The organism is Mesorhizobium sp. A556 (genome assembly GCF_054489545.1).
This window is the reverse complement of record NZ_JBTMXA010000024.1, coordinates 1-21,354: the sequence shown is the minus strand read 5'-3', so window position 1 is coordinate 21,354 and position 21,354 is coordinate 1. Positions and strand designations below refer to the sequence as shown.

Here is a 21,354-nt window from a genome sequence, read left to right as displayed (position 1 = left end):
CCAGCGATGCCGATGAGGATGGATCAACGGCAATCACCCTGGAAATGCCGATCTTGCTCAAGCGCCGCGGCAACGAACAACGCCTGATCATCGATTCCGGTTTCGCGCCGCTGCGGACTCCGGACCCTGCCCTCGTCGATCTGATGGCAAAAGCGCATCTGTTTTTTGGTAAACTCACCGAACGTCCCAACACCAGCATCGCTGAAATCGCCAAAAGCTTCGGCATCGATCGTGCTGATGTCGGGCGAATCCTGCCCCTGGCATTCCTCGCGCCAAAGATCGTCGAATCCGTCTTGCAGGGCACACAGCGACAAAACCTGTCACCGCGAGCACTCGCCCGCATGCATCTGCCGCTGCTCTGGGCAGACCAGGCAGCCGCCATCCAATAACGGCTTCAGCGCGCATCACGGCAAGCATCGCGGGACGATCGCCGAGCATCGTGCTGATCCTTATGCATCTTTCCTTGGACATTGTGGGCACGGAAATAGGGCCGCAGAGACGCATTGCAAATGTCGGTCCGGAAAGGCGGAAAATCGAGTCTCAGTTAAGCGTGTGTCAGCGTATTCGGGGTGTAAGCCACGGAATTCACAACGCTTTACCAGGCAGCCAATGTGGTCAAGAGTTTGGGAAATTCCGCTGGTGGAGCTGAGGAGGATCGAACTCCTGACCTCGTCATTGCGAACGACGCGCTCTCCCAGCTGAGCTACAGCCCCGTCCAGCGGATGGGCGCATTTATGGGCGGCGGCGGCGGCCTGTCAAGCAGGTGCTGGCGATGCCGCCAAGATTTAAGCATGGGCCGCCGGCAGCGGCGCACCGGGCGCGAAGGGATGGAACCCGCCCGCAATATAATCTGCTTCAAAAACGCGTCCTGCGCGCGCATGCTCCGGAAGCGCGAGAGCATCCGGGGTGCTCCAATCGGCGCACGCATCGGTAGGCGTCCCGTCGCGCGGGTCTTGCCGGCTTCGCCTGCAATGGCTACATGTCGCGCAGTTAACGGAGCCTTGCATGAACGCGCTTATCGACACCCTAATCTACGCGCTCAGCCTTTACTGGTGGATCATCATTGCGTCGGCCATCTTTTCCTGGCTCTTCGCCTTCAATGTGGTCAATTCGCGAAACCAGTTCGTGAGCAATATCGGGACGGTCCTCTATCGGCTTACCGAACCGGTATACCGGCCGATCCGCCGCTTTCTGCCCGACCTTGGCGGCATCGACATCTCGCCCATCATCGTGCTTCTGGTCATCTTCTTCCTGCAGCGGTTTCTCGACAGTACGGTTCGTTCCCTGTTCTTTTGAACGGGGCGATGCCCTCGTCGCCAAGGCGCGTCAGGGCATTTTCGCGAGCGCCTGTAAGGCGGGATGAGATGGCTTCCCGATCCAGGCATTTGCCTGAGCGCTTTGCACCGACGGATACAAAAAGGGGCTTGCCGCGCACCGGCATCAATGGTCGGATGCGTCATGGCGTAAAGGCGTACGAGGGGATACGTTGACGCGAAGGAGCTGCTGTTCCAGCAGGCTCGTTTTCCGGGCAAGCGTTACATAGAACATTTATCGGGGTGCGCCCGGGAGGAACGAGGCGCAATCATCGACAAGAAACCGTCTCGAGCGGCGCAGCCGCCACGATGGCGTTCGGCAAAAGCCCATCAAGGGCAAACAATAAAGTGGAGGAGACGAAAATGAAGATTTCCAATCTGTTCGTCACGGCGCTGGCCGTGCTTGGCCTTACCAGCGCGGCAAGCGCCGGCGCGCTGGACGACATCGTCAAGCGCGGCGAATTGCGCGTTGCCGTGCAGACGCAGGGACCGCCCTTTTCGCTGGTCGATTCCAAGGGCGAGCGCAGCGGCAGTTCCGTGGAGCTTGCCGAACTCATGGCCAAGGAAATGGGCGTCAAGATCACGTTCCTGGATTTCGACTGGGATGGCCTGATTCCGGCGCTGCTTTCGGGCAAGGCCGATCTGCTGGTGGCCGACATGACGCCGACGCTGGCGCGGGCGATGAAGGTCGCCTTCACCAACCCCTATATGTACACCGGCAGCACCGTCTTCACGAAGACCGACAGCAAGTTCAAGACCGCCGACGATTGCAAGGCACCCGGCACCAAGATCGCCGTGCTGCTCGGCGCGACCGGCGAAAAGGAAGCCAAGAAGGCTTTCCCGGAAGCCGATATCAAGAGCTACAAGGGCGGCGGACCGCTGCTGCTTGACGCCGTCAACAACGGCCAAGCCGATTGCGGTGTGAACGACGTTTCCGCCGTCAAGGGCCAGTCCACCGCATATCCGGCCGGCACCTTCACCATCGCGCCGGACCTGTTGTCGAAGGAACCGCTTGCCTTCGCCACGCGCTATGACGAGCCGGACCTGCTGATCTGGATGAACCTGTTCCTCGATCAGGTCACCATCGACGGTCGCCTGGAACGGAACCTCAACTACTGGGTCAATTCCGAAGACTGGAAGAAGGACCACTAAGGCACAGCACCGGCAGTTCCGCGTCGATCTTCGGATCGGCGCGGGACCGCCCTTTGCCTTGCCTGCCGGAAGGCGGGCCTTCCTTTGTCACCCTTCATCACCAGGATCCGGGTAAGCCCTGCGCAGATGCTAGAAAACTTCAGCTTCCGCACGATTGGCGAATATCTGCCCCTGTTCGGGCAGGGCCTCGTCACGACGGTCTGGCTGTCGGTCATTTCCTTTGCCGGCGCGCTTCTGGTCGGTATCCTGCTTTGCGCGATGAACCTGCAGCGGTCGCGCGCGCTTCGCGCTCCGGCGAAGGCCTATATCGATGTCGTGCGCGCAACACCGCTTTTGGTGCAGCTCTATTTCCTCTATTTCGGCTTGCCGCGCCTTGGCATCATCCTGCCCGAATTCGTCGTCGGTGTGCTCGCTTTGTCGCTCAACAGCGGCGCCTATGTCGCCGAAATCATCCGCGCCGGCGTCCTGTCGATCCCGCGCGGCCAGGTGGAAGCCGGCGTCGCTTCGGGCATGAGCTATCTTCAGCGCATGCGGCTCGTCATCCTGCCGCAAGCCTTCAAGGTCACTATCCCGCCGCTACTCGGGCAGGCCATCGTCATGGTCAAGGACTCGGCGCTGCTGTCGCTGATATCGGTCGCCGAACTGACGCGCGCCGGGCAGTTGCTGGCCTCCGACCGTTTCATGCCGGCGGAAGGTTTCATCACCGTCGCCGCCTTCTACCTGCTGCTTTATTATTGTCTCAAAGGGTTGGCTGCGCTGTCCGGGCGCTGGCTCGGCTTGCGGCAGGCAGGAGGCCGCGCATGATCTGGCAGCAGTTCGAGAGCCTGTACGGCAGCTATCCCCTGGCCATGCGCGGCCTTGGCATGACGGTCCTGTTGTCGTCGATCGCACTGGTGTTCGGAACGCTTGCGGGTTTCGGCCTAGGCATTTTGCGCACCGCCGGCAGCCGCGTGCTCAGCGCCGTCATCGGCGCATGGGTGGACCTGATCCGCGGCACGCCGTTCCTCGTCCAGATATTCATCATCTTCTTCATCCTGCCGGAACTGGGCATCGAGCTTGACGCTTTCAGCGCCGGCATCATCGCGCTGACCAACCTCAATGCCTGCTTCATCTGCGAGATTGTCGTCGCCGGCATCGAATCGGTGCCGAAGGGCCAGGTCGAGGCAGCACTCGCTTCGGGCCTGTCCAAATGGCAGCGCATGCGGCAGGTGGTTCTGCCGCAGGCGATGCGCGTGGTGATGCCGCCGCTGGTCGGGCAATATGTGCTGCTCATCAAGGATTCGTCGGTCGTCTCGGCCATCGGGCTGACCGATCTTACCCGTGTCGGCTGGCTCGTCGTGCAGCGCGTGCCGAACGGGCTGCTGGTCTTCTTCCTCGTCGGCGTCGGTTATTTCGTCGTATGCTATCCGCTCATCCTGCTGGCGCGGCGGCTGGAGCGCCGCATGAGTGCTGCGCATGGCGAGGTGCAATTATGAACTCCTTTCAGGAAGGCGGTCGGGCGTGATCGAGTTTAGCGGCGTCAACAAGTGGTTCGGACCGCTGCATGTCCTTAACGACATCAATCTCGGCGTCCAGCCGCGCGAGGTCGTCGTCGTCTGTGGCCCCAGCGGTTCCGGCAAGTCGACGCTGATCCGTTGCATCAACGGCCTTGAACAGGTCCAGAAGGGCGATCTCGTGGTCGATGGGCAGCGCGTCGGCGACCCGGCCACCAACATGACGCTGCTTCGCTCGGAGATCGGCTTCGTCTTCCAGTCCTTCAACCTTTATCCGCACAAGACCGCCTTGGAAAACGTGACGCTGGCGCCCATCCATGTGCGCAAAATCCCGCGTGCGCAGGCCGAAAAGGATGGCCGCGAACTGCTTGCCAAGGTAGGCCTTGGCGACAAGTTCAACGCCTATCCCTCGCAACTGTCGGGCGGCCAGCAGCAGCGCGTGGCGATTGCGCGCTGCCTTGGCATGCGCCCGAAGATCATGCTGTTCGACGAGCCGACCTCGGCGCTCGATCCGGAGATGATCAGCGAAGTGCTGGACGTGATGATCGCGGTTGCCGAAGAAGGCATGACCATGATGGTCGTTACCCACGAAATGGGCTTCGCGCGCAAGGTCGCCCAACGCGTGGTGTTCATGGATCAGGGCTCTATCGTCGAAAGCGGCACGCCGGAAGATTTCTTCTCGAACCCGAAGACGGAACGCAGCCAGGCGTTTCTGAGCAAGATTCTGCGGCACTAATCTGGCCCAGCATCTAGTCCTTCAGGGGCCAGCCCTGCACCTCCCGTGGCATTGAACCGGAGCCGCATTTGCGGCAAGAAGGCCCCAAGATCAGCTTTCCAGAAAACGGAGCGTCACCCATGAGCAACCATCTCAACTTCTTCATCGACGGCAAGTGGGTTGCGCCTGTAGTCCCCTCTATGCTCGACGTGATCGATCCGTCGACCGAAGAGGCCTACACGAAGATTTCGCTCGGCTCGAAGGCCGATGTCGACAAGGCGGTCGCGGCCGCCAAGGCGGCGTTCCCGTCGTTCTCGCAGACAACGCGCGCGGAGCGCCTGAAACTGCTCAACCGCATCCTGGAAATCTACAACGAGCGCTTTGAAGATATCGCGCAGGCGGTCAGCCAGGAAATGGGCGCGCCGATCTCCTGGGCGCGCGATGCGCAGGCCTGGGCCGGCCGCGCCCATATGGAATCGACGATCAAAGCGCTGGAGAATTATGAATTCAGCGAATTGCGCGGTGAAACCATGGTGGTCAAGGAGCCGATCGGCGTGTGCGCGCTGATCACGCCATGGAACTGGCCGCTCAACCAGATCGTCTGCAAGGTAGCGCCCGCCATCGCCGCCGGCTGCACGGTCGTCTTGAAGCCGTCCGAGATCGCGCCGATCAGCGGCATCGTCTTTTCCGAGATCATGGAAGCCGCCGGCACGCCGAAGGGCGTCTACAACATGATCAACGGCAACGGGCCGGATGTCGGCCAGATCATGGCGGGCCACCCGGACGTCGACATGGTGTCCTTCACCGGATCGACCCGCGCGGGCATCATCGTCGCCAAGACGGCGGCCGACACGGTCAAGCGCGTGGCGCAGGAACTGGGCGGCAAGTCGGCCAACATCATCCTCGCCGACGCCGATTTCGAGCAGGCGGTGCGCAAGGGCGTCGAAGGCTGCTTCGGCAATAGCGGCCAGTCCTGCGATGCGCCGACGCGCATGCTGGTGCCGGCGGCGCGTCACGACGAAGCGCTGGAAATCGCCAAGAAGGCCGCCGAGGCGCATACCGTCGGCGACCCGCGTTCGGAAGACACCCAGCTTGGGCCTGTGGTCAGCCAGATGCAGTACGACAAGATTCAAGGCATGATCGAGGTCGGCATTGCCGAGGGTGCTACGCTGGTGACGGGCGGCCTGGGGCGCCCGGAACATCTCAATCGCGGCTATTATGTCCGCCCGACCGTGTTCGGCCACGTCAAGCCGGGCATGACGGTCGAGAAGGAAGAAATTTTTGGGCCGGTTCTGTCCGTCATTTCCTACGAGGACGACGACGATGCGGTGAAGATCGCCAACGACACCGTCTATGGCCTCGCCGCCTATGTGCAGTCGAAAAACATCGAGCACGCCCGCGCGGTGGCCGCTCGTTTGAGAGCCGGACAGATCAACCTCAACTACCCGGATTGGGACACGTTCGCCCCGTTCGGCGGCTACAAGCAGTCCGGCAACGGCCGCGAATATGCGGACTGGGCGATCCACGATTTTCTCGAGGTCAAGGGTATCGTCGGCTACGGCGCATAAGTTTTCGCGCCAAATCGTTGCAGGTCATAGGGGATGGAAAATGTTGAAGGGTATCAGCCCGCTACTGAACGCGGATGTACTGCAGGCGCTGGCGGCAATGGGGCACGGTGACGACCTCATCATAGCTGACACGAACTTCCCCGCCGATTCCATCGCGCGCCAGACCACGCTGGGCAAGCTTCTGCGGATCGACAATGTCACGGCAGCGCAAGCCGCCGCCGCGATATTGTCGCTCTATCCGATCGATACCTTCGTCGACGACGCGGCGGGGCGCATGGAAATCGTCGGCAAGCCGGACGAGGTTCCTCTGGTGCAGCAGGAAGTGCAGCAGGTGGTTGACCGCATGGAAGGGAAATCCCTGCCACTGATGCCCGTCGAGCGCTTCGCCTTTTACGAGCGGGCCAAGCGGGCCTATTGCGTCATCCAGACGGGAGAGCGCCGCTTCTACGGCTGTTTTGCGTTCCGCAAGGGCGTTGTGGCGCCGGACGCGGAGTAGCGACGGCTCCGACACGCAACAAAAGCGGGGCCGGATCGCCCCGCTTTTGTCATTTGAACCCAGGAATTATCAGTCGAGCAGGTCGGCCGGCACCTTGCCGCCGTTTTCGGCCAGCTTTTTCAAAAGCGCCTTGTGCAGCCAGGTGTTCATGGCGGCGGAATCGCTGGTCGAGCCGGTGTAGCCCAGTTCGGCCGCGAGTTCCTTGCGCTCGGCAAGGCTGCTTTCCATGTCGAGCGCCTTCATCAGGTCGACGATGGAGGTACGCCAGTTCAGCTTCTGCTTTTTGCCGGCAACCGCCTTTTCCAGAATGGCGGCCACGTCCACGCTCTGCGCGGGCGCGCTTGCCGTCGGGGTCGCCGGTGCGGCTGGCTGGCTGGTCGGGGTCGCTGCGGTGCCCGATGCCGGGGTCTCGGCGGGTGCAGCTTCCGCGGCTTCCGCCCTGCCGAAGATTGCGCCCTTGATCTTGTCGAAGATTCCCAAATCAGTCTCCTTTGTCCTGCTAGTGGTCAGCCACCTCGCGATGGCGCTCATGGTTCGCGTCAATCGCTTCCACTCGCGATTATCTAGGGCAGGGTGGCCGAGGGCAATAGCCGCGCCCCAGAAAGCGGGCTACGTAGGGGAAACATCGAGGATCAGATCATTGTCCATTACGCTCTACGGTATCCCCAACTGCGACACGATCAAGAAGGCGCGCGTCTGGCTCGAAGGCCATGGCGTCGCCTATGTCTTCCATGATTATCGCGTGCAGGGGTTGGAGCCGGAGCGGTTGCAGCAATGGATCGGCAAGCTCGGCTGGGATGTTTTGTTGAACAAGGCAAGCACCACCTTCCGGGCGCTGCCCGACAGCGACAAGCAGAGCCTCGATGCAGGCAAGGCCAAGGCGTTGATGCTTGCTCACCCGACCATGATCAAGCGGCCGGTGCTTGTTCTCGGCGGCCGCATTCTGGTTGGCTTCAAGCCGGCCGTCTATGAAGACGCGTTCGCCAAGTAGGCCCTATCCGGCTTCGCCCAGATAGGCGGCGAGCACCACGGCATTGTTGTGTTCTTCGTCATGGGCGCCGTAGAGCAGCGTCACCTTGCCCTTGGCGATAAGGGCGCGCAATTCTTTCACGGCCTCGGCATTGTCGTCCAGTTCGACGCGAAAACGCTTCTGGAATTCGGCCCATTTGGCGGGGTCGTGGTCGAACCACTTTCGCAACTCGGTGCTGGGCGCGATCTCCTTCAGCCACAATGCAAGATCGAGCTTTTCCTTGGAAAGGCCGCGCGGCCAAAGCCGATCGACCAGCACCCGCTGCCCATCATCCTCTGCCGGCGGCTCGTAAACACGTTTAATGGCGACGTCATGCTTTGTCATCGCGCGCTTTCAGGCCCATTCGCCCTTGCGCATAACCGGCACTTTGCGGCCGTCGGTGTGGACGCCATCAATGTCGATCTTGTCCGATCCGATCATCCAGTCGATGTGGATGAAGCTCTTGTTGCCGCCACGCTTGGCGATTTCGTCCGGCGTCAGCGTTGCGCCGTCGACAAAGCATTTCGAATAGCATTGGCCGAGCGCGATGTGGCAGGAGGCGTTTTCGTCGAACAGCGTGTTGTAGAACAGGATGCCGCTCTTGGAGATCGGCGAAGAATGCGGCACCAGCGCCACTTCGCCGAGGCTGCGCGCGCCGGCGTCGGTGTCCAGCACTTTCTTCAGCACGTCCTCGCCCCTGGAGGCCCTGGCTTCGACAATGCGGCCGCCCTCGAAGCGCACCGAAATGTCGTCGATCAGCGTGCCCTGGTAGGATAGCGGCTTGGTCGAGGAAGCGTGGCCCTCGATGCGCCGCGCATGCGGGGTGGTGAACACTTCCTCGGTCGGGATGTTCGGGTTGCAGGTGATGCCGTTCTTGGCGGCCGACGCGCCACCCATCCATTCATGGCCGTCGGCCAACCCGACGGTCAGGTCGGTGCCCGGCCCGGTGAAATGCAGCGCGTGGAAATTATGGCCGTTCAGCCATTCCGTGCGGGTTTTCAGCGCCGCGTTGTGCGCCTTCCATGCGCCGATCGGGTCATCGACGTCGACGCGCGAGGCCGCGAAAATCGCATCGGCAAGCTTCGCCACCGCCAAATCGTCGGTTTCGTTCGGAAACACCTGCTTGGCCCAGGCGAGTTCCGGATAGGCGATGATGTTCCAGTTGATGTCGAAGCCGGTGATCTTTTCGAGCGCCGGCTGGTAGGCCATCGAATTGGCCTTGCTGGCGCGCGACACTTTTGCCGGGTCCTGGCTGGACAACAGCGACGGGTCGTCGCCGCGCACGGCAAGCCGCGCCGCATTGTTGGCGAAAGCCTTGGCCATGCCCTCGTAGAGCCAGCCGGCGGCATGGTCGAAGCCGGCATCGGCCCCGTAGCGGAAGCGGGCCAGCGTGATCTCGTCATCGTTGAAAATCGGTGTCACCAGCCCCGCGCCCGCCTTGTAGGCGTGCTCGACGATCTTTCGGGTCAAAGGCAGGGCCGCGATGGACGAGGTCAGCACCAGATCCTGCCCCGGTTGCAATTGCAGCCCCACCTTGATCGCTACTTCGGCCAGCCTGTCGAGCTTTACCGGGTCTATCGATGCAGAAAAATCGCGCGGGTGAGAAGTCATGGGCCTGCCTGTCTTGAAGGTGTACGCCTTACATAGATCGCCGCCGCAAACCTTTCCAGCGTCATCGCGCCTATCGCGCTGGTCAGCCATTGGCCCAACGAAAACGAATTGTCTCGCAGCGCGAGGCTTCTATTGTGCACTGCAATGAAGACTGCGGTCAGCACCCAACTCAGATTTGCCGCTGCCGGCATGGTCGGCATGGCGGTTGCCATGGGCATCGGCCGCTTCGTCTATACGCCCATTCTTCCGGGCATGATGGAAGAGCTTGACCTGTCGGCATCCGACGCCGGCCTCATCGCCTCGGCGAATTATCTCGGTTACCTCGTCGGCGCGCTGCTGGCTGCCGGCGGCTGGGCGCATGGCAGGGAACGCCTGGCCGTGCTTTGCGGCCTCGGCGCGACCGTCGTTCTTACCGGATTGATGGGCACGACCGAAGCGATGGGGCTGTTTTTGGCCATCCGCTTTCTCGCCGGCGTGGCCAGCGCCTTTGTCATGGTGTTCCTGACCAGCATCGTTTTCAGCCATCTGGCCGCGGGCAACCGCGACGATCTGCAGGCCATGCATTTCGGCGGCGTCGGCCTCGGCATTGCGGCATCGGCGGGGTTGATGGCGCTTCTCGTTCTTGGTCATGCGGGCTGGACGGCAGGATGGTTCTGGTCGGCTGCGATTGCCGCCTGCGGCTTTCTCGCCGTTGCCTGGCTGGTCGATGAGGGGCCGGCTGGCAACGGCAACGGTGCGGCCGAACGTGAACCGGCCTTGCCGAAAAACCGTTCGCTGATGAAGATCATCCTTGCCTATGGCCTGTTCGGTTTCGGCTATGTCGTCACCGCCACGTTCCTCATCACCATCGTGCGCCAGCATGGCGGCGGGCGTGTTTTCGAAACGATGGTCTGGCTGGTAACGGGCCTTGCCGGCGCACCGTCGATCTGGTTGTGGAACTGGGCCGCATCCCGAACCAGCCTCTACGCGGCCTATGCCGTCGCCTGCCTCGTCGAGGCGGTCGGCGTCGCGGCCAGCGTGTCGCTTGGCGGCAATGCCGGGCCGCTGCTTGGCGGTTTCCTGCTCGGGCTTACCTTCATGGCAGCGACCGCGCTCGGCCTGCAGGCCGGGCGGCAGCTTGCACCGCGTTCGCCGCGCCGCCTGTTTGCGCTGATGACGGCAGCCTTCGGTGTCGGCCAGATACTCGGCCCGATCGTCGCCGGCATCCTGGCGCAATGGTCCGGCAGTTTCTTCGTTCCGTCGATCGTTGCGGCCCTTGTCCTTGTGGCGTCCGCCGCCCTTGTCTGGTCGGCTCGCAAACCGGCTTGAGAACATGACCGGAATGTAATCCGCCAAACCGGTTCGGACCATTTCTTTGCCGCAAAATTTGTGACTTTATGCCGGGCAATCGCAACTGCGCCAGCCGCCGGGGAATCACACTGTGTTCGTATCTTTCTTTCCGCAGCCGAAGCTTTTCTTCTCTTCGGCCGTTTTGTGGAGCCTTGCCGGCATCCTGTTCTGGTTTTTCGGCGGCGAACAGCTTGGCGCGGTGATCGGCCTGCCGCCGGCGGCGGCGGGTGCGGCTCCGGTACTGGGCATCCCGGTTTTCTGGACCGGGCCGTTCATCTGGTTCTACATCTATTTCGGCGTCATGGTCGGCCTCTTCTACCTGTTCTGGCGGCTCTACGCCAATCATCCATGGCAGAATTGGTCGATCCTCGGTTCGGCGCTGATCCTTTTTTCAACCTATCTCGGTGTGCAGATTTACGTGGCGTTGAACAATTGGCGCGGCCCGTTCTTCGACATGTTCCAGCGGGCGATCACCAAGGCCGGCTCAGTCAGCCCCGGCGAGCTTTATTCCATGTTCTGGATTTATGCCTGGATCGGCATGTGCGGCATGGGCCTGTTCGTCATCACCCGCTTCTTCGTGAGCCACTACATCTTCCGGTGGCGCACCGCGATGAACGACTATTACATGGCCCATTGGGAGCGGTTGCGCCACATCGAGGGCGCCTCGCAGCGTGTCCAGGAAGACACGATGCGCTTTTCAACGACGATGGAAGGCCTCGGCGTGGCGATGGTCGATTCGGTCATGACCCTGATCGCCTTCCTGCCGCTTCTGGCGCAGCTTTCCACCCATGTGACCGCATTGCCGCTCGTCGGGCACATTCCCTATTCGCTGGTTATCGCCGCGGTTGGCTGGTCGATCTTCGGAACGGCGCTTCTGATGGTGGCCGGCATCAAATTGCCGGGGCTGGAATTCAAGAACCAGCGCGTCGAGGCCGCCTATCGCAAGGAACTCGTTTACGGCGAGGACGACGAGGCGCGTGCGCAGCCGCCGACCGTGCGGGAACTGTTCTCCCATGTGCGGCGCAATTATTTCACGCTCTATTTCCACTACGCTTATTTCAACGTGTTCCGCTCGGGCTTCCAGCAGGCGGACGCCATCTTCTCCAGCGTGATTCTCATTCCCACCATCGCTGCCGGCGCGATCACCATGGGCATCTGGCAACAGATTTCCACGGCTTTCAGCCAGGTGTCGTCGTCGTTTCAGTATCTGGTCAATGCCTGGCCGACCATCGTCGAGCTTTTGTCCATCTACAAACGCCTGCACGCCTTCGAGGCGACGCTGGAAGGCGAACCGCTGCCGCATATCGATCGCGAATTCATCGAAGGCGGCCGGGTGGAGGAGGGGGCCCGGTAACGGGAAACGCGGCAGTCAGCCGCCCATCTGGGTTTCTGCCGGGCCACGCTTGCGCGAAAGATAGTCGCGAAAACTGATGCACTCGACATCGGCTTTGACGCAAACCTCGCCGGCGAAGCGTTCCAGCGCGTCCCAATAGGCTCCGCCATTCATCAGGGTGAAGTGGAAGCCCAGTTCCAGCGGAATGCGCTTTCCCGAATACTGCGTTTCGAAGGCAGCATGGAAAGCCTGATAGGCACGGTCCTCGAACTGCTTTGCGTCCGCCACCTGCTCCTTCGCCCCGGAATGGCGCGCATAGAGATTGTAGTCCATGGCGATTACCGGCCGGCTCTTCGGCCCTTCCGGCACGAGCGGTAGCGAGAACCGGGTGATCTTGTTGCTGGTAGTCGGCAGGACAGGGCCGCGCGACACGCCGCTCGCGTCATAGAGAAACCCCGCTTCCGGCAGCGCCTGGTAAAGCCCCTTGCCGGTCGAGAGATAGGGCGCGCGGAAACCGACAACCGCTTTTTTGGCGAATCCGCGCCAGTCTTCTGGTTCGGGCGAGATGCCGTTGATCGTGTAGGCGTTTTCGAACACGCGCCGGGCTGAGGCGAATTCGTTCAGCCAGTCGGCCTTGCTCCAGTCCTTGCCGTCGAAATGGCCGCAGGCATGGCTGCCGATGTCGTGGCCCTCCGAGGCGGCGAGCCGAATTTGCTGCAGGCGCTCCGTGACATCCTGTTTCGACGGGGCAAAGCCGATATTGGACTTGCCGGCGGATCTGTGCGGCGCAGCGTATTCCTTGCGCGTGTCCTTCGACAGAAGATAAACGCAGGAGAGGAAATAGGTGAAATGTGCACCAGTGCGCTTCGCCAAGGCGCGGCTGCGCTCCCATTGGGAGATTTCGCGGGCGCTATCGAAGGAGATGATGACGACCTGTTTGGGGGCCGCCGGCTTGAACGCCGAAGGCGGGTCCGCGCGTGCGCCATTCAGCGCGGCAAGCGACGCACACGAGAATATAGCGGCGCGAAACAACACAGGGACGCGAAACAGGTTGGGCATGAATAATCGGTCTGCTTATGGAAGGAGGCAGTCGGTTAGGCACGAAATGTGGCAGGGGTACGGTCGCATTCTACCACTAGGCCAGCGGCAAAAAGCCGGTTTGCGCCGAATTTCAGGCGCTACCCCTTCCATGCCGCGGAAATATCGCTAAAACGCGAGGCTTAATCAGCCGCCCGGAACGCCGCGCGTCCATGAGGACGGCAAGGCAAGCCGGCACCTTTTGAATCAGCGCGACATCTTTTGCAGCCCGGTTACGGTTTCAAAAGGCCTGCGCCAGCCGGGTACGAACGGTTCTTTCATGTCGGACGACAGCTTTATTCGGGAAGTAAACGACGAGATTCGCAAGGATCAGGCCAAGGCGCTGTGGGACCGCTACGGCCCGGCTTTGATCGCCGCCGTCGTGCTCATCATTGTCGGGACGGCCGCCTATGTCGGCTATCGCTATTGGGACGAACTTCGCGCCAACCGTTCGGGCGATGCGTATTCGCAGGCGCTGGTCCTGGCCGATAGCGGCAAGAACGACGAAGCGCTCGCCGCCTTCGCGCAGTTGGAAAAGGACGGCTACGGCGCCTATCCGCTGCTGGCGCGGATGCGCGCGGCCACCGTCAAGGCCGAAAAGGGCGATGTCGACGCCGCCGTCAAGGATTTCGACGCCGTTGCCGCCGACGCTTCCATTCCTGCCGTCCTGCGTGACATGGCAAAGCTGCGGGCCGCGCTGCTGTTGGTCGATCACGGCTCTTTCGCCGATGTGTCGGGCCGCGTCGAGGCGCTCACGGCTGACACCAACCCCTTGCGCCATAGCGCCCGCGAAGCGCTCGGTCTCGCGGCTTGGAAGGAAGGCAAGAATGCGGATGCGCTAAAACTGTTCGACCAGATCGCCGCCGACGAAGCAGCACCGCGCAACATACGCCAGCGCGCCACCATGATGGCCGGGCTGATCCGCGGTTCAGGCAGTACATCCTAGATGGGCTTCAAGGTCGCGATCATCGGACGGCCCAACGTCGGCAAATCGACGCTGTTCAACCGCCTTGCCGGCCGCAAGCTGGCGCTGGTCGACGACACGCCGGGCGTGACGCGCGACCGCCGCGTCCATGCCGCCAAGCTTTACGATCTGCATTTCGACGTGGTCGATACGGCCGGCTTCGAAGATGCCGCCGCCTCGACGCTTCAGGGCCGCATGCGCGCCCAGACCGAGATCGCCATCCAAGAGGCCGACCTGATCTTCTTCATGGTCGACGCCAAGGCGGGCCTGTTGCCGGACGACAGGACGTTCGCCGAAATCGTGCGCAAATCCGGCAAGCCGGTGGTGCTGGTCGCCAACAAGGCCGAAGCGCGCGGCGCGCAGGGCGGCATGCTGGAAGCGTGGGAACTTGGCCTTGGCGAACCGATCCCGGTTTCGGCCGAGCACGGGCAGGGCCTGCCGGATCTGCGCGACGCCGTGGTCGAGGCGCTGGGCAAGGCGGTGGCCTTTGGCGAAGAAGAGGAAGAGGACGAGGAAATCGCCGCCAGCGAAGTGCTGATCGGCGAGGACATCACCGATCCCGACGCCGAGGACGCTCACGCCTACGACGAAACCAAGCCGATGCGCATTGCCGTCGTTGGTCGGCCAAATGCCGGCAAGTCGACGATGATCAACGCACTGATCGGCGAGGAGCGCCTGCTCACCGGCCCGGAAGCGGGCATCACGCGCGATTCCATTTCCGTCGATTGGGACTGGCACGGCCGTCAGTTGAAGCTGTTCGACACCGCCGGCATGCGCCGTAAGGCGCGCATCCAGGAAAAGCTGGAGAAAATGTCGGTGCAGGACGGCCTGCATGCCGTCCGCTTCGCCGAGATCGTCGTCATCGTCCTCGATGCGACGATCCCTTTCGAAAAGCAGGATTTGCAGATCGCCGATCTCATCATCCGCGAGGGCCGCGCGCCGGTCATTGCGTTCAACAAATGGGACATGATCGACAATCCCCAGGAAGCGCTGGCCGAACTCCGTGAGAAGACCGAGCGCTTGTTGCCGCAGACGCGCGGCATCCAGGCGGTGCCGGTTTCGGCCGAGACGGGCCGCGGGCTCGACAAACTCATGGAAGCCGTCATCAAGACGCACCGGGTTTGGAACAGCCGCGTCTCGACCGGCAAGCTCAACCGCTGGCTGGAATCGATCCTGGCGCATCATCCGCCTCCCGCCGTTGCCGGGCGGCGGCTGAAGGTAAAATATATCACGCAAGCCAAGACGCGCCCTCCGGGCTTCGTCGTTTCCTGCTCGCGTCCCGATGCGATGCCGCAGTCCTATGTGCGCTATCTGACCAACAGTCTGCGCGAGGCGTTCGACCTGCCGGGCGTGCCGATCCGCATGGCGCTGCGCACCTCCGACAACCCGTTTGCCGGCAGGGCCAAGAAGCGCTGACGCCTGCGTTTTGCGCTCACGCATGATTTCATCGAACAGGAGTGGACATGACTGACATTTGGTTTCGTACCGGTGAAGCAACCGTTCTGGCAGCGGAAGGCCAGGTCACGGACGCCATGCCCGAAGTCGTCATCGGCTCGGTGCGGGGGCCGGTCGGCCATGCCTTCGCCGGGATGATGGGGCAGGTGAAGGGCCACACGCGCATGTTCGTGGTGCGCGATCTCAACCAGGCCGTAAAGCCGGCCACGATCATGACCACCAAGGTCACGATCAAGAGCATGGCATATGCCGAACTGCTCGGAGGCGTCGTGCAGGCGGCCATGGGCGACGCCATCGTCGATTGCCTTGCCGAGGACATCCTGCCCCGCGATCAGGCCGAGGAACTGTGCATGATCATCACGGTCTGGCTCGACCCGCGCTGCGCCGAGGACGAAAACCTCGACAAGAAAGACCTCTACCGGACCAATTACGAGGCGACGAAGCTCGCCATTTCGCGCGCCATGACCGGAAAGCCCACGGTCGACGAACTGATCGCCAACCGCAAGACCGTCAAACACTACGCGCTGGAAGGCGTCATCGACTATTGATTTTTTGACCCGAAGTCTGCCCGCATAGGCTGGGCAGGCTCCGGGCCGGCGCGGCCGCAATTGCGCTCTGCAACAGGCTCGCCACCGCCCCTCCATGCCCACTCCGTTAACCCTCCATCAAGGTTAATGCAGCACTGTGAATCCTGTCTGGGGTTGGTAGTGTTCTGGAGAGTTTGCGTGCATCGAGGGGTTTCGAAGCGGTTGATTATTGCCGCCGCCGCCGGGAAGAAGCGTTCCTTCCTGTCTCCCGTCATCGTCGGGCTTGGCATCTGGATCGGCTTTCCGACGGTTGCCGCCTATCAGGACATGACCAGCCTGGTTTCGGGGCTGGAAGCGCCGACCCGCTGGAATGCCTATGTCGAGAAATCCGTTGCCGGTTCCGTGCACGCGGCCGAACTGCCCTTCATCGATTCGGACGTGACCGGTTCGATCTCCGGAGCCGGGGTGGATTTGCCCGGCATTGGCGCTGTTGCATTTCGTGGCAAGGGCGATGCCGCGGGCGCCATCCCCGACGAGGACCGCATTGTCCGGGCAGACAAAAAAGGCCGTATCGTAGGGGTCACGCGGGTCTCGCCGCCAAAGAATTTCAGCGCGGGGTCGATTTTCCAGCGCACCAGTTCGCTGCTTCGCCCAACGCTGAACAGCGGCCTCAAACTGACCTTCGCCAAGCCCGAGATCAAGGGCAAGGAAATACAGATCGCGGCGGCCTTCCATCCCACAGAGGACAGGAGCGCAGCTCCCGGCGTTCCCTCGATGCTGGCAGCCCTGGTCACCAACAAGCAAGCCGATGTGCTGGCGACCGCCTATGCGCCGGCCGAGCCGGACTATGCCAAGGCGTCTCCCTTCGAGGCGCTGCTGCAGGATGAAAAGCCCAATGAAGGGCGCTTCATTCCGCCGGTGGGCAAGGGCGACCATTCGTGGATGCGCAGCCCGTTGCCGGCTTCCGTCTTTTCCAAGCCGGAACAGACATGCCTCGCCAATGCGATCTATTTCGAGGCACGCAGCGAATCGCTGCGCGGCCAGGCTGCCGTAGCCCAGGTGGTTCTTAACCGCGTCCGCAATCCCGCTTATCCGGCCAGCATTTGCGGCGTCGTCTATCAGAATCAGGACTGGCGCAATGCCTGCCAGTTTTCCTTCGCCTGCGACGGGCGCAAGGACCGCATAGAAAGCCCCTCGCACTACAAGATCGCCAAGGATGTCGCCATGGCGGTTACCGCCGGCAAGATATTCATTCCGGAGGTTGGTTCCTCCACCCACTACTACGCCAGCTATGTCAGCCCGAGCTGGGCGCGGGCGATGAAGAAGATGACGAAAATCGGTCTGCATATCTTCTATCGCACTTATGGCGGCGGCTGGAGCTGACCGCTCGACCCGGCACGGCCAGCCCGGATTCGCGCCGCCAGCGCCGCGCCGTACGGCGGGCACGATGTCGCACTTGGCTAAGCGATTGATCTTGCTAGGCAAAATACTTGCTTTTGAATGCCGTACCGTGGCTTGACGGCTGGCTACCCTCTAACTATGTTGCCCGCGACTTGGATGCGGACCGACGGCGACGTTGTGGCGGGCAGGAGGTTGCGAATGGCCGACGGAAAAAGGCCAGACGAGACCGGAAAGACTGGCCCCGGACACGAGAGCAAAGGCGACATCCGCGACGACGAACTTGAGCGCCGCCGGCGTCAGCTTGAAGCATCCCTTGCGACAAGGTTGCCAAAGGGGCTCAAGGGGACAGATAACGCGAAAACGGGTAGTCTGGCCGGGTACGGTCAGGCGCTCAAGCTATCCAGCGAATTCATTGGCGGGATAGCGGTGGGCGTCGGTATTGGCTGGATGATCGACCGCCTCGCGGGGACCTCTCCATGGGGCCTGATCGTGTTCCTGCTCCTGGGTTTTTGTGCCGGGGTGTTGAATGTGTTGCGTTCGGCCGGCCTTATTGCCGGTTCGGGCTATGAAGTTCGGGGTAGCGACCCGGACAAGGAATGAAGCGCCCCGTTGGTGGCGCGAAGAGATTTGAGAAAGCCGTGCGCGGCTTGTATGAGGATTGAACGTGGCAGCTGACAAGGTCGACCCGATCCACCAGTTCCATATCAACAAGATCATCCCGATCGACATCGGGGGGTATGATCTGTCCTTTACCAATGCGTCGCTGTTCATGGTTGTCGTCGTCGTTGCGACCGGCATCTTCTTCTATCTTTCCACCGCGCGCAGCAGTCTGGTGCCGTCGCGCTGGCAGTCCTCTGCCGAGCTCTTGTACGAATTCACCGGCTCGATGTTGAAGGACGCCGCCGGAACGCACGGCATGAAGTTCTTCCCCTTCGTGTTCTCGATCTTCATGTTCATACTGGCCGCCAATCTGTTCGGCCTGTTCCCGTATTTCTACACCGTCACCAGCCAGATCATCGTCACCTTCACGCTCGCCATGCTGGTGTTCGGGGTCGTCATCGTTTGCGGCCTCATCAAGCATGGTTTCGGCTTCTTCAAGCTGTTCGTGCCGAGCGGCGTGCCGCTGGTGCTGATGCCGCTGGTGGTTTTCATTGAAGTCATCTCGTTCTTTTCGCGCCCGGTCAGCCATTCAGTGCGTCTTTTCGCCAACATGCTGGCCGGTCACATCACGCTGAAGGTCTTTGCCGGCTTTGTCGTGTCGTTGAGCGCCATGGGCGCGGTCGGCATTGCCGGTGCAGCGCTGCCGCTGGCCATGGCCGTGGCCATCACGGCGTTGGAAATTCTGGTGGCGGCGCTTCAGGCATATGTGTTCGCCATTCTGACCTGCATGTATCTCAGCGACGCTGTGCATCCGGGGCACTAGGTTCGGTCGCAGCCAGGCTGCGTCGACGACAAGAGACTATTGAGACCCACAAGGAGTTAGATAAATGGAAGTTGAAGCAGCAAAGTACATCGGCGCCGGCATCGCGTGCCTGGGCATGGGCGGAGCCGGTATCGGCCTCGGCAACATCTTCGGTAGCTACCTGGCGGGCGCGCTGCGCAATCCGTCGGCTGCCGACGGCCAGTTCGGCCGCCTGATTTTCGGTTTCGCCGTGACGGAAGCCATGGGCATCTTCTCGCTGCTCATCGCCCTGCTCGCGCTGTTCGGCTGATCGATCGCTGATGGCAGGGCCGAACCGCCAGGGTGCGGTCGGCCCGTATGACGGGGACGCGTTATGTTCGTGACACCAGCCTTTGGGCAAGAAGCAACTCCAGTCGCTGCGGGCGACGCCGTGCATGCCGGGACGGAAGTTCCGTCGGGTGCGGGACATGAGGCTGCTTTCCCGCCTTTCGATCCGGCTACGTTCGCGTCGCAGATCTTCTGGCTCGTCATCACCTTCGGCCTGTTCTACCTGTTCCTGAAAAGGGTCGTGATGCCGCGCCTTGCCGGCATCTTCGATACGCGCAGCGCGCGTATTTCCCAGGACCTCGACCAGGCAAACAAGCTGAAGAGCGAGGCGGACGCCGCCGTTGCCGCTTACGAACAGGAACTGGCCGAGGCGAAGGCGAATTCCAACGCCATCGGACAGCAGGCGCGCGACAATGCCAAGGCCGAGGCGGAAACCGCCCGCAAGAAGGTCGAAGCCGGCCTGGAAGCAAAGCTGGCCGAAGCCGAAAGCCGTATCGCATCGATCAAGTCGGCGGCCATGAAGGATGTCGGCGCCATCGCGGAAAGCACCGCCGGCGCCATCATCGAACAGCTGGTCGGCAAGGCCGACAAGTCGGCCGTGGCGGCCGCCGTGAAATCCGTGGCAGGCTGAGGAAAACGTAATGGACGCAACCTCTCTCGCAACGCTTTGGGCGCTGATCTCCCTTTTCATTTTTATCGGCATCTGCCTTTACGTCAAAGTGCCGGCGATGATCTCGAAGTCGCTGGACAAGCGGGCGAACAGGATCAGCAGCGAACTGGACGAAGCCCGCACGCTTCGCGAAGAAGCGCAGGCGCTGCTGGCCGAGTACAAGAACAAGCGCAAGGAAGCCGAGCAGGAGGCCGCCGCGATCGTCGAGGCCGCCAAGAACGAAGCCGAGATGCTGGCTGCGGAAGCGCATCAGCGCACGGAAGAATATGTGACGCGCCGTACCGCGCTTGCCGAGCAGAAAATCGGCCAGGCTGAACGCGATGCCATCGCCGAGGTACGTTCCAGTGCCGTCGATCTTGCCGTGGAGGCTGCCCGCAAGCTGCTTGCCGGCCATGCCGACGCCAAGGCCGGAGCCGACCTTTTCAAGGCCTCGCTTCAGGAAGTGAAATCCAAGCTCAACTAAGGCAGTTCGTCTTTAGAAAAAAAGCCGCTCGGGAAACCGGCGGCTTTTTTCGTTTTGGCCGTCAATTTGCAGCGCCCATGCGAAGCCGTCCGGGGCTATGCGCTGCAGGCTTGCGATCAGCACCAGGAGAGAGGCACACTCTCCAGCGAATCAAGCGGACATGAATGCATGGAAAGACCTTTCAGTTCCGATAGGGCAGGGGGTTACCCGGTGGCGATCGGCTGCGACGAGGTCGGGCGCGGCGCGCTCTGCGGGCCGGTTGTTGTCGCCGCTGTCTGGTTTGATCCCACAAGGATCTGCCCCGACCTCCTCGCGTCGCTCGACGACAGCAAGAAAATCAAGGCATCCGTCCGGGAAGTCCTCGCGGCACAGATAGTCAAGTCCAGCCGTACTGTTTTCGCGGCTTCCTCGGCCACCACCATAGACCGCATCGGTATTCGTCACGCCACGCTCGACGCCATGCGCCGCGCGATCACAGCCTTGGCCGGCGATTCTCCAGCCTATGTCGACGGTAGGGATGTCCCCCCTGGCGTAATGGGCGAGTGCACATCGGTCATTCGCGGCGAATCGGTGATTCCCCAGATTGCGGCGAGTTCGATTGTTGCCAAGGTCTGCCGCGACCGCATCATGCGGATGCTGGCCAGTCGCCACCCGGCATATCGATGGGAGCGCAACAGCGGCTATGGAACCGCCGATCATCTGGAAGCGCTGCATCGATACGGTTGCACGGATCACCATCGCAAATCGTTTGCACCCATATCCGGCCTGCTTGGCCGGGATGCCGATCCGCGCCGCGTTGTATTCAGGGCGCCGGAGTGCGCCGCCGCCCAGGAAGGCTGGTCTTAAAGCACTCAGTGCCGGATGCGCTCGCCCGCGCTTTCGGCATAGCGCGCGAGTCCAAAAACGCGGAGCGGTCATTTTAAAAATGGAAAGAGCAAGATTCACGGTTGACAGTTCGTGTAGGTGGCGACTATATACGCCTCATCAACGAGGGCGGTTCGCCGCCGGCGCCGAAGAGGTTCGCTTCTAGGAAGCCAAGAGTTGAACGA

Annotated in this window: 24 protein-coding genes, 1 tRNA gene and 1 pseudogene; 21 read left to right on the top strand and 5 right to left on the bottom strand. The window is 61.8% G+C overall.

Annotation, left to right across the window (positions count from 1 at the left end; all coding sequences use genetic code 11):
- Positions 1-389 (top strand): annotated as a pseudogene (locus ACX3P0_RS24020) (recombinase family protein); the annotation flags it as partial.
- Between the two features lie 248 nt (positions 390-637).
- Here the strand turns inward: ACX3P0_RS24020 and ACX3P0_RS24015 are convergent.
- Positions 638-713 (bottom strand) — tRNA-Ala (locus ACX3P0_RS24015).
- A gap of 292 nt (positions 714-1,005) precedes the next feature.
- Between ACX3P0_RS24015 and ACX3P0_RS24010 the strand changes: the two genes are divergently transcribed.
- The 7 genes from ACX3P0_RS24010 (at position 1,006) to ACX3P0_RS23980 (ending at position 6,737) form a co-directional block, all read left to right on the top strand.
- The gene (locus ACX3P0_RS24010; protein ID WP_459082380.1) at positions 1,006-1,296 is read left to right on the top strand and encodes a YggT family protein; all 291 of its coding nucleotides are present in this window, start codon (positions 1,006-1,008) and stop codon (positions 1,294-1,296) included.
- Between the two features lie 380 nt (positions 1,297-1,676).
- On the top strand, positions 1,677-2,465 hold the full coding sequence (locus ACX3P0_RS24005; RefSeq protein ID WP_459092558.1) for an ABC transporter substrate-binding protein: 789 nt from the start codon (positions 1,677-1,679) through the stop codon (positions 2,463-2,465).
- Between the two features lie 126 nt (positions 2,466-2,591).
- Positions 2,592-3,269, top strand: coding sequence for an amino acid ABC transporter permease (locus tag ACX3P0_RS24000; RefSeq protein WP_459082378.1), 678 nt, complete (start codon positions 2,592-2,594; stop codon positions 3,267-3,269).
- Positions 3,266-3,940: an amino acid ABC transporter permease gene (locus tag ACX3P0_RS23995; RefSeq protein WP_459092556.1), complete on the top strand. Its 675-nt coding sequence runs from the start codon at positions 3,266-3,268 to the stop codon at positions 3,938-3,940. Before ACX3P0_RS24000 ends, ACX3P0_RS23995 begins: the two co-directional genes overlap by 4 nt.
- On the top strand, positions 3,921-4,694 hold the full coding sequence (locus tag ACX3P0_RS23990; RefSeq protein WP_459082376.1) for an amino acid ABC transporter ATP-binding protein: 774 nt from the start codon (positions 3,921-3,923) through the stop codon (positions 4,692-4,694). The genes ACX3P0_RS23995 and ACX3P0_RS23990 overlap by 20 nt, the downstream gene beginning before the upstream one ends.
- Before the next feature lie 119 nt (positions 4,695-4,813).
- The gene (locus ACX3P0_RS23985; protein ID WP_459082375.1) at positions 4,814-6,241 is read left to right on the top strand and encodes an aldehyde dehydrogenase family protein; all 1,428 of its coding nucleotides are present in this window, start codon (positions 4,814-4,816) and stop codon (positions 6,239-6,241) included.
- 40 nt (positions 6,242-6,281) lie between these two features.
- Positions 6,282-6,737, top strand: coding sequence for an RbsD/FucU family protein (locus tag ACX3P0_RS23980; protein ID WP_459092554.1), 456 nt, complete (start codon positions 6,282-6,284; stop codon positions 6,735-6,737).
- Between the two features lie 69 nt (positions 6,738-6,806).
- Here ACX3P0_RS23980 and ACX3P0_RS23975 read toward each other — a convergent pair whose 3' ends face one another.
- A complete protein-coding gene (locus ACX3P0_RS23975) occupies positions 6,807-7,217 on the bottom strand; it encodes a DUF3597 domain-containing protein (RefSeq protein ID WP_459092552.1) in 411 nt (136 codons plus the stop codon).
- Between the two features lie 160 nt (positions 7,218-7,377).
- Here ACX3P0_RS23975 and ACX3P0_RS23970 point away from each other — a divergent pair, with 160 nt between their 5' ends.
- Entirely contained in the window at positions 7,378-7,728 is a 351-nt protein-coding gene (locus ACX3P0_RS23970) for an ArsC family reductase (protein WP_459092550.1), read from the top strand.
- Between the two features lie 3 nt (positions 7,729-7,731).
- On the opposite strand, the gene ACX3P0_RS23965 is transcribed toward ACX3P0_RS23970, so the two are convergent.
- The gene (locus tag ACX3P0_RS23965; RefSeq protein ID WP_459092548.1) at positions 7,732-8,091 is read right to left on the bottom strand and encodes a DUF488 domain-containing protein; all 360 of its coding nucleotides are present in this window, start codon (positions 8,089-8,091) and stop codon (positions 7,732-7,734) included.
- 9 nt (positions 8,092-8,100) lie between these two features.
- A complete protein-coding gene (locus ACX3P0_RS23960) occupies positions 8,101-9,357 on the bottom strand; it encodes an aminopeptidase (protein ID WP_459092546.1) in 1,257 nt (418 codons plus the stop codon).
- 144 nt (positions 9,358-9,501) lie between these two features.
- Here ACX3P0_RS23960 and ACX3P0_RS23955 point away from each other — a divergent pair, with 144 nt between their 5' ends.
- Entirely contained in the window at positions 9,502-10,665 is a 1,164-nt protein-coding gene (locus tag ACX3P0_RS23955; RefSeq protein ID WP_459092544.1) for a YbfB/YjiJ family MFS transporter, read from the top strand.
- A 112-nt stretch (positions 10,666-10,777) separates the two neighbouring features.
- Positions 10,778-12,040 (top strand): peptide antibiotic transporter SbmA, encoded by a 1,263-nt coding sequence (sbmA, locus tag ACX3P0_RS23950; protein WP_459082369.1) that lies wholly within the window; start codon positions 10,778-10,780, stop codon positions 12,038-12,040.
- A 15-nt stretch (positions 12,041-12,055) separates the two neighbouring features.
- Here the strand turns inward: sbmA and ACX3P0_RS23945 are convergent, their stop codons facing one another.
- Complete coding sequence (locus tag ACX3P0_RS23945; protein ID WP_459082368.1) at positions 12,056-13,078, bottom strand: polysaccharide deacetylase family protein; 1,023 nt, start codon at positions 13,076-13,078, stop codon at positions 12,056-12,058.
- A 298-nt stretch (positions 13,079-13,376) separates the two neighbouring features.
- On the opposite strand from ACX3P0_RS23945, the gene ACX3P0_RS23940 reads away from it, so the two are divergent.
- From ACX3P0_RS23940 to ACX3P0_RS23895, 10 genes are all read left to right on the top strand, one after another.
- Positions 13,377-14,042 (top strand): tetratricopeptide repeat protein, encoded by a 666-nt coding sequence (locus ACX3P0_RS23940; RefSeq protein WP_459082367.1) that lies wholly within the window; start codon positions 13,377-13,379, stop codon positions 14,040-14,042.
- Positions 14,043-15,476, top strand: a complete 1,434-nt coding sequence (gene der, locus ACX3P0_RS23935; RefSeq protein WP_459092542.1) for a ribosome biogenesis GTPase Der — start codon at positions 14,043-14,045, stop codon at positions 15,474-15,476.
- A 47-nt stretch (positions 15,477-15,523) separates the two neighbouring features.
- Positions 15,524-16,063 (top strand): formaldehyde-activating enzyme, encoded by a 540-nt coding sequence (gene fae / locus ACX3P0_RS23930; RefSeq protein WP_459092540.1) that lies wholly within the window; start codon positions 15,524-15,526, stop codon positions 16,061-16,063.
- A 177-nt stretch (positions 16,064-16,240) separates the two neighbouring features.
- Positions 16,241-17,425, top strand: a complete 1,185-nt coding sequence (locus ACX3P0_RS23925) for a cell wall hydrolase (protein ID WP_459082364.1) — start codon at positions 16,241-16,243, stop codon at positions 17,423-17,425.
- Between the two features lie 216 nt (positions 17,426-17,641).
- Positions 17,642-18,043 (top strand): AtpZ/AtpI family protein, encoded by a 402-nt coding sequence (locus ACX3P0_RS23920; protein WP_459082363.1) that lies wholly within the window; start codon positions 17,642-17,644, stop codon positions 18,041-18,043.
- A gap of 64 nt (positions 18,044-18,107) precedes the next feature.
- Entirely contained in the window at positions 18,108-18,866 is a 759-nt protein-coding gene (locus ACX3P0_RS23915) for a F0F1 ATP synthase subunit A (RefSeq protein ID WP_459092538.1), read from the top strand.
- Positions 18,867-18,930: 64 nt separating this feature from the next.
- Positions 18,931-19,155, top strand: coding sequence for a F0F1 ATP synthase subunit C (locus ACX3P0_RS23910; protein ID WP_459082361.1), 225 nt, complete (start codon positions 18,931-18,933; stop codon positions 19,153-19,155).
- Between the two features lie 63 nt (positions 19,156-19,218).
- Complete coding sequence (locus ACX3P0_RS23905; protein WP_459082360.1) at positions 19,219-19,803, top strand: F0F1 ATP synthase subunit B; 585 nt, start codon at positions 19,219-19,221, stop codon at positions 19,801-19,803.
- A gap of 10 nt (positions 19,804-19,813) precedes the next feature.
- The gene (locus tag ACX3P0_RS23900; protein WP_459092536.1) at positions 19,814-20,305 is read left to right on the top strand and encodes a F0F1 ATP synthase subunit B; all 492 of its coding nucleotides are present in this window, start codon (positions 19,814-19,816) and stop codon (positions 20,303-20,305) included.
- Positions 20,306-20,515: 210 nt separating this feature from the next.
- Positions 20,516-21,151 carry a ribonuclease HII gene (locus ACX3P0_RS23895; RefSeq protein WP_459092534.1) on the top strand — a complete coding sequence of 212 codons (636 nt, stop codon included), beginning with the start codon at positions 20,516-20,518 and terminating at the stop codon, positions 21,149-21,151.
- Positions 21,152-21,354: the final 203 nt, after the last annotated feature.

Excerpts from the sequence above, each read along its gene's own strand:
- ACX3P0_RS24010 (WP_459082380.1), top strand. The coding sequence starts at position 1,006 with ATGAACGCGCTTATCGACACCCTAATCTACGCGCTCAGCCTTTACTGG.
- ACX3P0_RS24005 (WP_459092558.1), top strand. The coding sequence starts at position 1,677 with ATGAAGATTTCCAATCTGTTCGTCACGGCGCTGGCCGTGCTTGGCCTT.
- ACX3P0_RS24000 (WP_459082378.1), top strand. The coding sequence starts at position 2,592 with ATGCTAGAAAACTTCAGCTTCCGCACGATTGGCGAATATCTGCCCCTG.
- ACX3P0_RS23995 (WP_459092556.1), top strand. The coding sequence starts at position 3,266 with ATGATCTGGCAGCAGTTCGAGAGCCTGTACGGCAGCTATCCCCTGGCC.
- ACX3P0_RS23990 (WP_459082376.1), top strand. The coding sequence starts at position 3,921 with ATGGCGAGGTGCAATTATGAACTCCTTTCAGGAAGGCGGTCGGGCGTG.
- ACX3P0_RS23985 (WP_459082375.1), top strand. The coding sequence starts at position 4,814 with ATGAGCAACCATCTCAACTTCTTCATCGACGGCAAGTGGGTTGCGCCT.
- ACX3P0_RS23980 (WP_459092554.1), top strand. The coding sequence starts at position 6,282 with ATGTTGAAGGGTATCAGCCCGCTACTGAACGCGGATGTACTGCAGGCG.
- ACX3P0_RS23965 (WP_459092548.1), bottom strand. The coding sequence starts at position 8,091 with ATGACAAAGCATGACGTCGCCATTAAACGTGTTTACGAGCCGCCGGCA.
- ACX3P0_RS23960 (WP_459092546.1), bottom strand. The coding sequence starts at position 9,357 with ATGACTTCTCACCCGCGCGATTTTTCTGCATCGATAGACCCGGTAAAG.
- ACX3P0_RS23955 (WP_459092544.1), top strand. The coding sequence starts at position 9,502 with ATGAAGACTGCGGTCAGCACCCAACTCAGATTTGCCGCTGCCGGCATG.
- ACX3P0_RS23945 (WP_459082368.1), bottom strand. The coding sequence starts at position 13,078 with ATGCCCAACCTGTTTCGCGTCCCTGTGTTGTTTCGCGCCGCTATATTC.
- ACX3P0_RS23940 (WP_459082367.1), top strand. The coding sequence starts at position 13,377 with ATGTCGGACGACAGCTTTATTCGGGAAGTAAACGACGAGATTCGCAAG.
- der (WP_459092542.1), top strand. The coding sequence starts at position 14,043 with ATGGGCTTCAAGGTCGCGATCATCGGACGGCCCAACGTCGGCAAATCG.
- fae (WP_459092540.1), top strand. The coding sequence starts at position 15,524 with ATGACTGACATTTGGTTTCGTACCGGTGAAGCAACCGTTCTGGCAGCG.
- ACX3P0_RS23920 (WP_459082363.1), top strand. The coding sequence starts at position 17,642 with ATGGCCGACGGAAAAAGGCCAGACGAGACCGGAAAGACTGGCCCCGGA.
- ACX3P0_RS23910 (WP_459082361.1), top strand. The coding sequence starts at position 18,931 with ATGGAAGTTGAAGCAGCAAAGTACATCGGCGCCGGCATCGCGTGCCTG.
- ACX3P0_RS23905 (WP_459082360.1), top strand. The coding sequence starts at position 19,219 with ATGTTCGTGACACCAGCCTTTGGGCAAGAAGCAACTCCAGTCGCTGCG.
- ACX3P0_RS23900 (WP_459092536.1), top strand. The coding sequence starts at position 19,814 with ATGGACGCAACCTCTCTCGCAACGCTTTGGGCGCTGATCTCCCTTTTC.